The 13781-nt window shown below is 58.5% G+C and carries 12 protein-coding genes; 10 read left to right on the top strand and 2 right to left on the bottom strand.

Going from position 1 to position 13781, the window contains the following annotated elements:
• Positions 1 to 2 precede the first annotated feature (2 nt).
• Complete coding sequence (exbB, locus tag KUA11_RS00880) at positions 3 to 755, bottom strand: tonB-system energizer ExbB (protein WP_217408792.1); 753 nt, start codon at positions 753 to 755, stop codon at positions 3 to 5.
• Between the two features lie 263 nt (positions 756 to 1018).
• Between exbB and KUA11_RS00875 the strand changes: the two genes are divergently transcribed.
• The 3 genes from KUA11_RS00875 to KUA11_RS00865 all read left to right on the top strand — a co-directional run bounded on the left by KUA11_RS00875 (position 1019) and on the right by KUA11_RS00865 (position 4815).
• Positions 1019 to 1702: a Fe2+-dependent dioxygenase gene (locus tag KUA11_RS00875; RefSeq protein WP_217408791.1), complete on the top strand. Its 684-nt coding sequence runs from the start codon at positions 1019 to 1021 to the stop codon at positions 1700 to 1702.
• 154 nt (positions 1703 to 1856) lie between these two features.
• A complete protein-coding gene (locus tag KUA11_RS00870) occupies positions 1857 to 4142 on the top strand; it encodes a TonB-dependent receptor (protein ID WP_217408790.1) in 2286 nt (761 codons plus the stop codon).
• Positions 4143 to 4158: 16 nt separating this feature from the next.
• A complete protein-coding gene (locus KUA11_RS00865) occupies positions 4159 to 4815 on the top strand; it encodes a tetratricopeptide repeat protein (protein ID WP_254454591.1) in 657 nt (218 codons plus the stop codon).
• Positions 4816 to 5021: 206 nt separating this feature from the next.
• Here KUA11_RS00865 and bioB read toward each other — a convergent pair whose 3' ends face one another.
• Complete coding sequence (bioB, locus tag KUA11_RS00860) at positions 5022 to 6026, bottom strand: biotin synthase BioB (RefSeq protein WP_217408788.1); 1005 nt, start codon at positions 6024 to 6026, stop codon at positions 5022 to 5024.
• Positions 6027 to 6186: 160 nt separating this feature from the next.
• On the opposite strand from bioB, the gene KUA11_RS00855 reads away from it, so the two are divergent.
• The 7 genes from KUA11_RS00855 to fabD all read left to right on the top strand — a co-directional run bounded on the left by KUA11_RS00855 (position 6187) and on the right by fabD (position 13769).
• Positions 6187 to 7935: an EAL domain-containing protein gene (locus KUA11_RS00855; protein ID WP_217408787.1), complete on the top strand. Its 1749-nt coding sequence runs from the start codon at positions 6187 to 6189 to the stop codon at positions 7933 to 7935.
• A gap of 103 nt (positions 7936 to 8038) precedes the next feature.
• Entirely contained in the window at positions 8039 to 8869 is an 831-nt protein-coding gene (locus KUA11_RS00850; RefSeq protein WP_217408786.1) for a ferritin-like domain-containing protein, read from the top strand.
• Positions 8870 to 8981: 112 nt separating this feature from the next.
• Positions 8982 to 11060 carry a M13 family metallopeptidase gene (locus KUA11_RS00845; RefSeq protein WP_217408883.1) on the top strand — a complete coding sequence of 693 codons (2079 nt, stop codon included), beginning with the start codon at positions 8982 to 8984 and terminating at the stop codon, positions 11058 to 11060.
• Positions 11061 to 11093: 33 nt separating this feature from the next.
• Entirely contained in the window at positions 11094 to 11852 is a 759-nt protein-coding gene (locus KUA11_RS00840; protein ID WP_166316845.1) for a glycine betaine ABC transporter substrate-binding protein, read from the top strand.
• A 5-nt stretch (positions 11853 to 11857) separates the two neighbouring features.
• On the top strand, positions 11858 to 12178 hold the full coding sequence (locus KUA11_RS00835; RefSeq protein WP_254454590.1) for a hypothetical protein: 321 nt from the start codon (positions 11858 to 11860) through the stop codon (positions 12176 to 12178).
• Between the two features lie 8 nt (positions 12179 to 12186).
• Positions 12187 to 12690, top strand: a complete 504-nt coding sequence (locus KUA11_RS00830) for a YdcF family protein (protein WP_217408785.1) — start codon at positions 12187 to 12189, stop codon at positions 12688 to 12690.
• Positions 12691 to 12797: 107 nt separating this feature from the next.
• Positions 12798 to 13769 (top strand): ACP S-malonyltransferase, encoded by a 972-nt coding sequence (fabD, locus tag KUA11_RS00825; protein ID WP_217408784.1) that lies wholly within the window; start codon positions 12798 to 12800, stop codon positions 13767 to 13769.
• Positions 13770 to 13781: the final 12 nt, after the last annotated feature.

The raw sequence follows: 13781 nt of genomic DNA, 5'->3' as shown, positions 1-13781 counted from the left end.
TCTCATTCCGCCGGAATGCGCTGCTCGCGCGAGGCGAAAGGAATGACCTGCGCGCGAGAGAGGGTGGGGCGGAGACGCCCGAGATCACGGGACACGAGGCGCATCACGGAGGCTGTCAGGTCGGCCACGCCTTCACGGCAGGCGGCGCATTGGCGTCCGAGGTGATTGTAGATCACCACGGCAGGAATGGCCGCGACCAGTCCAAGCGCTGTGGCCAGAAGGGCCTCGGCGATGCCGGGCGCCACAACGGCAAGGCTCGTGGCTTTGGTGGCCGCGATGCCGGTGAAGGAGGTCATGATGCCCCATACCGTGCCGAACAGGCCCACGAACGGCGCGGTTGCGCCGATGGTTGCCAGCAACCCCGTACCCCGCATGAGGCGCCGGGCTTCACTGGCTTCGATACGCTCCAGATGAAGAACGATGCGCTCCTTCAGCCCTTCGCCGTCCTCAGGAATGTCGTGTGAACGGGTGCGTTCGTCTTCGGCTGCCAGAACTAGAGTGTGTGCGACACGGCACTTGCGTGTCAGGTCCTCCGCGCCATCAAGGGAGGGCGCATCGTCCAGAAGAATGTCGGCTGCCATCAGTCTGGCGCGCAACCGTCTGAGTTCGATGGATTTCGCGATGAAGATCGTCCACGTGGCGATGCTGGCAAGAGCCAGAAGGATCATCACGGCCCGGACGACAGGCCCCGCTCCGAGGAACATGTCCCACGGAGAGAAAGTGAGAGGAACCGAAGCAGGCGTATCGACGGGCATGACGCAGCGGAGCCTTTCAGTGAGAACGGGTTTCCTCCTTTTCCGCCGTTGCATGGGGAAGATGAGCGGAGAAAACGCCACTGGATTACGGGTGTTCGTATGTTCGGAGTCATCATCCGTAACATCGCGAAACTTCCTGTTGGTTCTATGACGGGGCTTGGTTATGAGTGCAACTGATAATCGGTTGCATAATATGACTGACGCGCCATGTGGCGGGGAGTGTGACTGGTTTTGTTGGTGGATCGACAGGACGGGAGTGTCACATGCTTATTCATGTGCCGGAGGTGCTCAACGCCGAGGAACTGGCGCGGTGCCTTCATGTATTGGAAGACATTCAATGGGTGGACGGTCGGGTTACGGCGGGAGACCAGTCAGCCAAAGCCAAAAAAAACCTCCAGGTTCCCGGAGATTCCTCGGCCGGTCAGGAATTATCCGAGCTTGTTTTGCGCGCATTGGGACGCAATCCGATTTTTAACAGTGCGGCTCTTCCGCTGCGTGTGTTTCCACCGCTTTTCAATCGTTACGATGCGGGGATGCACTTTCACGCGCATGTGGACAACGCGATCCGTCCCTTGCCGGGCACGGGATTTCGCATTCGCACGGATGTATCCTGCACGCTCTTTCTAACCGATCCGCGAGATTATGACGGAGGAGAACTGGTTGTGCAGGACACGTATGGAGCACACAGCGTCAAGCTGCCTGCGGGCGATATGGTGCTTTATCCCTCAAGCAGTCTGCATAGCGTCACGCCCGTGACGAGAGGCAGTCGCTGGGCGTCCTTCTTCTGGACGCAGTCGATGGTGCGAGACGACACAAAGCGAACGCTGCTCTACGAGTTTGACCGTTCGATCATTGCCACCCGCACAGCCTTGCCGGATGAACATCCGGGAGTGCTTGGCCTGACCTCGACCTATCATAATCTTCTTCGCCAGTGGGCGGAGTTATGAGGTGATACTCAAAAGCCACAATCATGTTTTGACACAGTGCGTTCACGACTCATTTGTTGCGAATCATTCTCGTTAGCATGTAGCGCAGCGTCATGTTTCGCTTCGGATGTGTAACGGCCGAAGCAGACGAAAGATTTCGTAGTAGGAGACGGGAATGAGCAGGTCTGACAGGTCGGTGGTGCGGAGCGTCCATGTGCCACTGGCCATGATTTTTGGTGTGTCGGCCGGGTTGGGGGTGCTCGGCGGCGAAGCCGAGGCGCAGGAAGCGGCTCCCAACAACTCGGAGACGGAGAGTTCTTCCATTCGTCTGCCATCGGTAAAAGTGCGTGGTACGGAAGACCCCGGTGTGGCGGCGGGCAATACCAATAGTCAGGTTCTGGGCATTTCACGTATGCCAACCTCGGTGCGCGAGACGCCGCAGGCCATTACGGTCATTCCCAAGGAAATCCTCAAGGAGCAGCGAGCCTATACGCTGGATCAGGCGCTTGCGAATGTGCCCGGGATCACGCTTTCTACGGGAGAGGGGAATGGCGGCCTGAATGGCGATCAGTTTCGTATCCGCGGTCTTCAGGCCCGACAGGATATGTACACGGATGGCCTGAAAGATTTCGGTACCTATACACGCGACATGTTCAACATGGACAGCGTGCAAGTCATCAAGGGTGCGACAGGCGAATACTTTGGCGCGGGCAATGTCGGCGGTGTGATCAACCAGAGCATGAAGCATGCTCATGCGGGTGACAGCTACAATTACGATCAGGCTTTTGGTAGCGCGTCCCTTTTCCGGGGAGCGGGCGATATCAATTATCAGATCGATGACAACATGGCCTTGCGTGTCAACGGCATGTACAATCGGTCCGATGTGGCGGACCGGGATCATGTGACATCAAACCGTTATGGCACGGCAGTCGATTTCGGGGTGGGTCTGCGCAGCAAGACCTCATGGCATCTGACGTGGCAATGGCTGAACAGTGACAGCACACCGGATTACGGCGTGCCGATGATCCAGATGAGCGATGGCATCTATCGTCCCATTACCAGTCACGGTCTTGCGCGAAACACCAGCTATGTGCGCGATTTCGACCGCGACAAGTCTGACGTACATTCCCTGACATCGGCTCTAAAGTCCGAAATCACACGCTGGTTCACGCTGACGAATGACACGCGCTGGACCAAATATGACCGTCAGTACACCGCCACAACCCCTGGTCCGTGCTCGGGAACATGCGCGTCTCAGTTTCTCGCGGGGGGCAATCCCACCTTGCCGTATGGAGCAGGGGGTGGTGCGGCCTATGACCAGCATGGATGGGGCGCTCAAAATGTCCTGATGGGGCAGTTTCGTTTCAAGACCGGCTTTGTGCATCATGACATCAAGGCCGGTGTGGATGTGAATTATGTCAATGACGATCGTTATTACGGAAGCTGGAGCGGCCGCTCCAACACACAGACAATCCGTGACCCATATTACCACACTTCAGGAACCAGCCTGACATTTCCCAGGTCTGGATATCGTAATGCGGATGCCACGGATGTGGGGCTGTTCTTTTCCGATCATATCCAGTTGACCAAGCAGTTGGCACTTTTTGGCGCGGCTCGATGGGATACGTTCCGAAGCAGCTATGTCGCCCAGAAAGGCGGAGACCGCGCGACCCAGAAATCTGATCGCTGGAGCCCCTCTGGAAGTATTGTTTATACGCCGCTCGAAATGGTGTCGTTCTATTTCACTTTTGCGCGTTCGTATAAGCCGGTTGGTACGGATGTGGCTTCAATGGTCACGCTCAGTGGTAACACAGGGGAAACACCGGCAACGGGTAAGGACTTTTCTCCGCAACGCAGCGATCTCTTCGAATTTGGCAGCAAGGCGGACTTTTTCGACAAACGTTTGGGTGCTACACTGGCATTCTTCCAAATCAATGAAAGCAATTCCCATTATTACAATGACAATGGCGACCTGATTACGGGATTTGCCGATCAGGGCAGCGGGCGTCGCATCCGAGGCGTGGAGTTAAGCCTTACGGGAAAGATCACGAAGAACTGGGATATTTACGGATCCTATTCCTACATGGACGGTAAGGTCACGCAAAGCACGACGTCCAATGGGAATGAAGCTCCTCAAGTGCCGCACAACAATTTCTCAGTGTGGACATCGTACGATCTCTCCAGTCGTATTCTCAATCCTGGCTGGGGGCAGCTTAAGGTTGCGGGAGGCGCGCAGTATTCATCGGGGTATTGGGCCGGACCGGATATTACCAACACAGCCCGTATGCCCTACAATTTTTCGCTTAATGGCATGGTGGCGTGGGAGCTGAAGCACTACCGTGTGTCCTTTAATGCGAACAACATCACTGATCACCTGAACTACGGATCGTCATTTTCGACGGGACGTGCCGTTCCGACGTCAGGTCGCACGTTCCTGGGCAATATCGGTGTTACTTTCTGATTGCTTGATGCTTCAGATGAAAACTCAGGATGATGTTTCTGGCCTGTCCCTTTCGGTGGAGAGTTTTCTCGCTCTGGGACAGATCAGTTTGAATCAAGGTAATCTTGGCCAAGCATTTATTATGTTTGAGGCGGCGGCTCGCAGCGGAGATGTGCGGGCCGTCAACATGCTTGGTCGGGCATTTGCCATGGGGTGGGGCACGGTCAGAAATCCTGTCATGGCAGCGCAATGTTTTCAGGTGGCGGCTCGGGCGGGCTATGGATGGGCGATGTTCAATCTTGCCGATCTGTACATGCAGCAATCAGCACTTGAACGAAATATCCATCGGGCGGCCGAACTTTATTTTTCTGCGGCTCGTCTTGGTGTGACCAAAGCTTTGAACATGCTGGGACTTCTGTATGAAGAAGGACTGGAGGGCACGCCAGACACTGCGATGGCATTCAGATTGTTTCAGATGGCGGCTGAGGTAGGAGATTGCTGGGGATGTCTCAATCTTGGGCGCCTGTATCTTGAAAGAAAACAGTTCGAACAAGCGGCCTTCTGGCTCGATCACGCGATCTCCATGGGCTTTGATGATGTGTATAGAGGTGTTGCCCTGCTTGTGGGCGAGGCTTCCTGTCATGTCGCATTGAAAAAAGTATTAGAGCGGGTGCAATGTCTTCTTTGTGAATGAACCCAAGACCGTCTGATTTGACGACCGCCATCATCTTTCGACTGCGTTACTCTGGCTACCCAACCGGACGTTCGTGCCCATCAGCAGAGTTGCAGGAGCCCGTAAAAAGGGAGCGGTCGCTGACCCCTGTCTTTGGCCCGGTTCAAGAGTCGGCCTGCTCGCTGTGGATATGCTCAGAACGGCCTCGCAACTTGAAAACCGACGTCTCAAGCAGATGTCGCCACCGTGGTGCGCAGGCCAAGCCGGTCCAGCAATTGCCGGTCCCGCGTTGCGGCGGGATTGGGCGTGGTCAGCAAACGCTCACCGTAGAAAATCGAATTCGCTCCCGCCAGAAAACACAGCGCCTGAGTCTCGTCACTCATGTTTTCGCGGCCAGCCGCCAGTCGCACATGGCTTGCGGGCATTGTCACGCGAGCGACGGCAATCATGCGCACGAAATCGAGTGGATCGACCTCTTCAGCCGAGGCAAGTGGCGTTCCTGCGACTTTCACCAACAGGTTGATGGGCACGCTTTCAGGGTGCTTGGGCATGGAAGCCAAGGCCGCAATCATTCCAGCCCGGTCCGATTCGCCTTCACCCATGCCGACGATACCGCCGCAGCAGACATTGATCCCGGCGTCACGGACATTGGCCAATGTATCGAGGCGCTCCTGATAGGTGCGCGTCGAAATGATCTCACCGTAGAACTCGGGCGACGTGTCGATGTTGTGGTTGTAATAATCCAGCCCGGCGTCCTTCAGACGATGCGCCTGCGCGTCATCGAGCATTCCCAGAGTCACGCATGTTTCCAGTCCGAGAGTCTTTACGCCCTTGATCATGGAGCACACTGTTTCAAGGTCATGATCCTTGGGTGAGCGCCATGCCGCTCCCATGCAGAAACGTGCGGCGCCCGCCTCTTTCGCACGGCGGGCTTCCGCCACAACCTTCTCCACGGCCATGAGCTTCTCGGCCTGCACGCGCTCTTCATGACGGGAGCTTTGCGGGCAATAGGCGCAGTCTTCGGGGCAACCGCCGGTCTTGATCGAGAGCAGGGTTGAAATCTGGATCTCGGTGGGATCGAAAAACATGCGGTGCAGTGTCTGCGCCCGGTACAGAAGCTCCGGGAAGGGAAGGTCAAGCAGAGCCTGAACATCTGCGCGCGTCCAGTCGTGGCGCAACACTGACGAGACGGGCGTGGAGGTGGCGGAGTGAATCTGGCTGCCATCGGCCATGTTGCGGAACCATCCTCTGATCGAAGCGCGGAGTGAAGCCTTTCCTTGGCATGGAACGACGACGCTTTACAACGCAGTTGCGATTTCGCGACGATTTTAAGTTCTCCTTATTCTCTTTCCCGCACTCTGGGGCGTCGAAAGTGGAAATGTGCGGAGACCCATGGCCCCCCACAAAGAGAATAAGGCCGGGGCTTCGGCGGACCGTCGGCTTGAACAACTGGCGGCGCTGGCGTTTGCGGCGGCTGACGTGTTGTTCGAGGTGGATCGGGTTTTCCGCATTCGTCATGTGGGCGGAGCCATCGCGAAGCTGGTCGGACACCCACCGACGGCAGTGCGTGGCCTCTCCCTGTTCGATCTCATAGCGCCGCAGGATCGCATTTTTCTCCGCCGTGTCATGGAGGCCTTCGATCGTGAGCAGCCGGTCGGGCGGCTGGCGATGCGTTTCCTGCATGCAGGCACCCCCGAACTTGTCACTGCTATTGTGGGCATGAGTCCGATGCCCGGCGTGAAGGGGGAGCGTCTGGTCACGGCGACCATCCTCGATCGCACATTTGTCGCGGATGCTGGTAGTGACGGGTTTCTCGACCGCACCTCTTTCATCGATCTGGCGCGAAGGCTTGTGCCTTCAGCAGAGGAAAAACCCCGATTCGAGGTGGTCATGCTGGCGCTGCCGCCTCTGATGAAGGACTCGAAACTGCGCTCAAGTAAGTTGGGGATGGCTTTTGCCGCAGAGGCCGAAGCTATCCTTCGTCTGAACAGCGAGGGAGGCGCCGTGACGCGACTGGGGGAAGACAGTTTTGCCTTCATCCAGAAGGCCGGCGAAGACCCATCCGTTGTGGAGCAAAAAATTATCGAGGCCACGGATGTTTTGTTGGCCCATCCACGCAGTCAGACCCTGCCGCTTGACGCCTCCCTGATGGAACAGGAAGAAGTGGAGGCGGCCCTTGAGCACGCCCTTGCGACCTTTGCGAGACATTCCGCCGATTGTGCACCCGTCACGAACCTGCCTGACTGTCTGGCGGCATCTGCCCGTCAGGACCGGGAACTTGTGGCGTCCTGTCGCAGCATCATTGAGGATGCGACGTTCTTTCAGGTTCTTCAGCCGATCTTGACGCTCAAGACCGGGATCATTCAGCATTACGAAGTGCTTACGCGGTTCGCTCAGGGCGTTGCACGAGGTATTTCCAACACATCCGAGTTCATTCAGATCGCCGAACAGGTTGGTATGATCAACACATTCGATCTCGTGAACTGCGTGAAGACGATCAAGCTGCTTCAGAAACTGCCCGCCAGCGTCCGTCTGGCGTTGAATGTTTCGGGACGGTCGGTGCAGTCAGCGGAATTTGCCGAGCGTCTGCGGGGGGTGCTCGAAGGAAGCGACACACAAGTTGCGCCTTCCCGACTTCTGATCGAAATCACCGAAACGCGTGGAATCACCGAATTCGAACAGCCATGTGCTCTGTTGCAATATCTTTTCCAACGCGGTCATCGCATCTGCCTCGATGATTTCGGCGCAGGCGCCATGAGCTTCGAGTATCTGCGGCGTTTTCCTGTAAGCTATGTGAAGATCGACGGTCCGTTTTTCCGTAATGCCATGATAAGCGGGCGTGATCGTATCCTTGTGCGCACCATCGCACGCTGTGCGTTCGAACTGGGATGCCGGACCGTGGCGGAGATGATTGAAACCGAAGCGGAATCTGCGCTGGCGCGGGAGTTGGGCATCGAATGCGGGCAGGGGTGGCTGTTCGGTAAGCCGGTCACCGCCGACGTTCTCATGGCGACATTTAGCGATCATCCGCCACGACAGCCGGCACCCTCACGTATGGTCAGTCCGGCTCCAACGCCTCCTCCTGCCCGTCGCGTGGCGGCAATGCGGAGTGGCGGAGTGGTGTTTCCGGCCGCAGGATAAAGCCGCCGCCGACAGGCAGCCTTTCTTGACGTCAGGTGTTTTTGAGGGCAGGCGAGGGCGAAGCAGGCGCGGCGCTCCACGCGCGTTCAGGAACGGGGATGGCATGAAGCACTGGCATATCGATCAACTGGACTGGGGCAGTTTCGAGCCGTCGCGTGTGGATCCCGATATTATTGCCGTCGTGAAGGCGGCCGCCGTTGTCGAACGCAACGGCGTCGATTACGCAGTCTATCTTAACCATGTTTTCTCGGACGATGCCGATTTCAGGGCCGCTGCGGACAATTGGGCCATCGAAGAGGTTCAGCACGGTGACGCGCTTGGTCGCTGGGCGATGCTGGCCGATCCGTCATGGGACTATCCTGCCGCTTTTGAACGGTATCGTTCGACCTTTCACATCGATCTGGACACCACGACCTCCGTACGCGGTTCACGAACGGGCGAACTGATCGCTCGCTGCATGGTGGAAACCGGCACATCGTCTTTCTATTCCGCGCTTGCGGATGCCACGGACGAACCGCTTCTGCGCCAGATATGCAAACTGATCGCAGCGGATGAGTACCGCCATTTCAAGCTCTTCTATGACCATATGCGGCGTTATCTCGATCGGGAAAAATTGAGCGGATGGGCGCGCGCGCGTATCGCTCTGGGGCGCATCACGGAAAGCGAGGACGACGAACTGGCGTCCGCCTACTACACGACCAATGAACCCGAGAGCGTGCCGTATGATCGCAAACGGTGCATTGCCGGTTACATGTCGCGTGCGCTCATGTCCTATCGCCAGAAGCATATCGACCGTGTGACCGGCATGGTTTTCAAAACCATAGGCTTCAAGCCTCATAGCCGCCTGCATGCTTGGGCGGCCCGTGGGGTCTATGCCCTGATCCGTCAGCGTCAGCGCAGTTTTGCAAAGATTGCAGCCTCTACAGGAACTTGAGGACGCGGTTCTTTACCCGTGTTCGCTGTCCGGCCTACCATGGCGCCGAACAATTCATCGCAAGGAAAGGCCGACCGTGCGCGCTTTCCGCAAGGCAGGTAGTGCATCCGGTATGTCGCGTTCCAGCAAGATCGTCCGTCCGTCTTTCGCCGCAGCTCTGATGCTGGCGGGTAGCTTCACCACGGTTTCCGGAGCCGTTGCGGCCTCTGCTCCCGAAGCGACGGCGAGCATCGCTCCATGGGGGTTCGACCTTGCCGGTCGCGAGACGACCATCATGCCCGGCGATGATTTTTTCGATTATGCCAACGGTCGCGCCGTCCGCTCTCTGGTCATTCCGCCGGACCGCACCTCGTTTGGGGCATTCGATCAACTGCGCGAACTTTCACGTCAGCGCGTGCGCGACATCCTTGTGGAACTTTCGCAGCGTCCTGCCGCCATTCCGGTCACGACAGTGGAAAAGCTGGGAACATATTACGCCGCGCTGATGGACGAAAAGACCATCGAGACGCTGAGTGCGTCGCCGTTGACGGCCGATCTTACGGCCATTCGCACCGTAGCCAATCCGGCTGATCTGGCCCGTGTGATTGGCAGCGGGCAGACCACCTTCCAGTATTCTGCCTTTGCGCTGTCTATCCAGCCCGATGCGAAAGATCCGACGCGATTTACCCTGACACTGGATCAGGGTGGGTTGGGGATGCCCGACCGGGATTATTATCTCAAGCCAGAGTTTGCCGCGAAGAAAACCGCCTATCAGGCCTATGTCGCGAAAATGCTTTCTCTCGTGGGATGGCCGGAGGCAAGCCGTCGTGCGGCCGATATCGTGGCGTTGGAAAGTCAGATCGCAAAGGCGCATTGGGCGCGCGCCGACATGCGCGATCCGGAGAAGACCTACAATCCTCGGACCGTGGCCGAATTGATCGCGGAAGCGCCGGGTTTTGACTGGATCGCGTGGCTGAAAGGGGCGGGCATCACGCCGCCACAGGCGGACAAGGCCCGTATCGTCGTGGGGGAGCCTTCCGCGATTGTGGGTGAGGCCGCTGCGCTCGGAGCAGCGTCAATGCCTGTGCTCAAGGCGTGGCTGGCTTTTCATCTGGCCAACAATGCAGCGCCGGTTCTGTCCTCGTCCTTTGTGAACGCCTCTTATGCCTTCAATCGCAAGACCATTGCCGGTCAGCCGCAATTGGCGGAACGCTGGAAGCGGATGACCGACGCGACAGATGACGCGATGGGCTGGGCGATTGGCCGGATTTATGTGGAGCGCTTTTTCCCAGTCGAAAGCAAGGCCGCCATGGAGCAGCTTACGGCGCGTCTGAAAGCGGCTTTTCGCGTCCGTCTGCAGAACAATGACTGGATGGCCGCCGAGACCAAGAAGCAGGCGCTGGTCAAACTGGATCACTTCGACATTCAGGTGGGGTATCCCAAAAAGTGGCGGGATTACGAGAGCCTCACCATCCGGGCGGGGGATGCGTATGGCAACGCAGAGCGTGCCGTCGCGTTCGAGTGGCGTTACTGGCTCGCGCATCTCGGCAAGCCAGTGGACCGCGATGAGTGGGACATGACTCCACAGACGGTCAACGCATACAACAATCCCGTCTTCAACGAGGTGGTCTTTCCGGCCTCCATCCTTCAGCCGCCGTTCTTTGATCCCAAAGCCGATCCCGCCGTTAACTATGGTGGCATTGGCGGTGTCATCGGCCATGAGATGACGCATGGTTTCGACGATGAGGGACGTAAGTTCGATGAGCAGGGCCGGCTGCGCGACTGGTGGACGAAGGAGGACGCCGAGCGGTTCGAGCAGCGTGGCGCGCGTCTCGGAGCGCAGTACGATGCGTTTCAGGTGCTGCCGGGCGTCCATCTCAATGGCAAACTCACCATGGGCGAGAATATCGCTGATCTGGGTGGCCTGACCCTTGGCCTCGATGCCTATCGGGCGTCTCTCGAGGGCAAGGAGGCTCCCGTTCTGGATGGCCTGACCGGAGAGCAGCGTGTATTTCTCGGCTGGGCGCAGGTCTGGCGGATGAAAGTGCGCGACGAACGGGCGCGCCAGCTTGCCGTCATCGACCCGCATTCAGCGCCTGCCGCGCGGGTTAATCTGCCTGCTCATAATATCGATGCCTGGTATCGGGCTTGGAATGTCCAGCCCGGCCAGAAGCTTTATCTTGCTCCGGATGACCGTGTGAAAATCTGGTAAGACCGGATTCCCCAAGGAAAGAACTGTTTCATCATGACCACCACACCAACGCTCGCCTACCGTAACACTCCCCTGCATGCCGCAGTGGCCGCCGCGGTTGCACGCGTTCTGGAAGCCTATGATCTTGAACCGGATTATCTCACGGGTGACGGTCCCTCGCTGGCGCAGATGATGGGGCAGGGCGAGATCGATATTTTTGCCACGGTCTGGCTGCCGGGAGAGGATGAGAAATTTCTCTCGGCTGCCGTGGAGCCTCTGGGGTGCCTCTATCGCCCTGCCTTCGCTTTTTTTGTGGCTGAACGGGCGGATAGCCCTTTGAACGGTTTGACCTCTGTGGCCGATGTGGCGGCGTCCGGAGCGGCGCGTCATCTCATCACCCCCGAAAGCCTGCTTTCGCATGTGCGTCAGATGGTGGCGGCTTATGGCCTGACCGAAGCAGGGTTCACCATTGAGACCCAGCCGGACGAGCAGGCGTTTTCAGCCATTGCGGCCGCCGTAAAGAGTGGTGAACCCGTCATTGCTCCGCTGTTCTCGCCCTGCCATCTGATCCATTCGTTGCCCCTGCGTCCGTTGGACGATCCGAAAAAGGCGGGTGGTAACGAGTTGGAAGCGCGACTGCTCATAAGTCAGGCGTTCAGGGAGACTGCAGATCAGGATCTGGTCGATGAATTGGATGAGCTGACGCTGGGCAACAAGGTCGTCAGTGCATTGGATGAAGCCGTGCGTCATCTGGATATGTCACCGGACGAGGCCGCCGAGGAATGGCAGCGCGGCAAACTTCTGCCTCGTTGATCCCAATGAACGTGCCGCCCGATCCGATGCAGCCCGATATCGTGCCCCATCTACGGGGCGTTGACGGCGTCCGTCTGGCAATGGCCATGACGGATACGCATCAACTCACCATTGGAGAGGGGAGGCAGGCCGTGGTGGTGCAACTGCCGCCACAGGCGCGTGGTATTTTCCCACTTATAGATGGGCGCAATACCGTAGCGAATCTGGCCGCCAGACTTGCCACGCGCGGAGTCGAGGCACGCCAGTTCGAAGACGTATGGCGCAAGACCGTGACAGCTCTTGCACCGTTTGGAGTGCTCGAATTGTCGGCTCCGACCACCGGCTGAACGCGCCCATGCTTCCCGTCATCGTCTTTGGTGCGGCACTCGAGCCGGACGGCACGCCCCGTCCTGTGCTGCGTGCGCGTCTGGATGCCGCTCTGCGATTCGGTCGTGAGCGGGCGGACACTGTTTATCTCCTGACAGGCGGTGTTCCCTGTGCCGGACGCACGGAAGCGGCTGTGATGGCAGATATCCTTCGCGAACAGGGTGTACCGAAAGATGCCCTCCTGCTGGAGGCGCGTTCACGCGATACCTGCGAGTCCACCATCGCCTGCACTCGTCTGCTTTGGAAGAAAGGCTATGCAGGGCCGGTGGTGCTCGTTACCAGCGATTTCCACATGATGCGTTGCACCGCAATGATGCGGGCGCTGGGATGGAAGACGCAGGCCGTTCCGGCTCCCGCCTGTCTGGGACGCTCGCGGTCATGGCGGGCGTGGGTCTGGTTGCGCGAGTTTCCGGCCATGCTGTGGGATGTGTTTCTCGTCGCTCGCTGGAGGCTGTGTCAGCGCGGGGTGTGAGTCCGTGCAGGTCGCCCTGTCATTGACTTTCTGCCGTGATTTCCTTTCATCAGGCCGCTCATGCGCGCGCATCGTGTGCTGATGTCATGTCTGTCGAGGAGAGGCCCATGCCTGTTTACGCCTTCGTTTTCCCCGGACAGGGAAGTCAGTCCCCCGGCATGGGACAGGATCTTGCCGACGCCTTTTCCTCTGCCCGCGAAGTCTTTCAGGAAGTCGATGACGCGCTGGGCGAGCATCTCTCGAAAATCATTTTCGAAGGACCGGCCGAATCCCTGACCAGCACGGAGAATGCCCAGCCGGCGTTGATGGCAGTTTCCATGGCGGTCGTGCGCGTGTTGGAACGTGAAGGTGGAATAGACTTTAGCCAGCGCGCCACGCTCATGGCAGGGCATTCGCTGGGTGAATATTCCGCACTCGCGGCCGCCCGGTCCTTCGGCATCGCCCAGGCAGCGCGTCTGCTGCGTCTGCGTGGACAGGCCATGCAACGGGCCGTCCCGGCCGGGGAAGGTGGCATGGCGGCGCTGATCGGCGTGACGCCGGAGCAGGCCCGTGAAGTGTGTGCGGAAGCGGCCATTGTGAAGGTTGAGGGCGAACCGGAGCGGCATGAAATCATCGAGATCGCCAATGACAATGGAGGCGGTCAGATCGTGGTGTCGGGTCAGATCGGAGCCATTGACCGCGCTATCGTTATTGCCAAGGAAAAAGGCATCAAGCGTGCGGTGAAGTTGCCTGTGTCTGCGGCGTTTCACAGTTCGCTCATGCGTCCGGCCGCCGAGGAAATGGCGGAGGCGCTTGCGCAGGCGGATATCCGTGCTCCCATCGTGCCGATTGTCGCCAACGTCACGGCGGAAAAGGTGACATCGCCGGATACGATCCGCGACCTTCTGGTGAAGCAGGTGACGGGCACCGTGCGCTGGCGTGAGAGCGTGGACGCCATGGTCGGCATGGGCATCGATCATTTCGTGGAGCTTGGCGCGGGAAAGGTGCTGTCGGGCCTCATCCGGCGCATTGCCCCGGATGCCAAGACACAGTCCGTCGGCAGTGTGACCGACATCGACAGTTTTCTTCAGAGCTTCTGAAGTTTCCTCAAC

The organism is Acetobacter estunensis, assembly GCF_019083805.1.
Taxonomy (GTDB): domain Bacteria; phylum Pseudomonadota; class Alphaproteobacteria; order Acetobacterales; family Acetobacteraceae; genus Acetobacter; species Acetobacter estunensis_A.
This window is presented reverse-complemented; position numbering and strand designations above follow the sequence as displayed.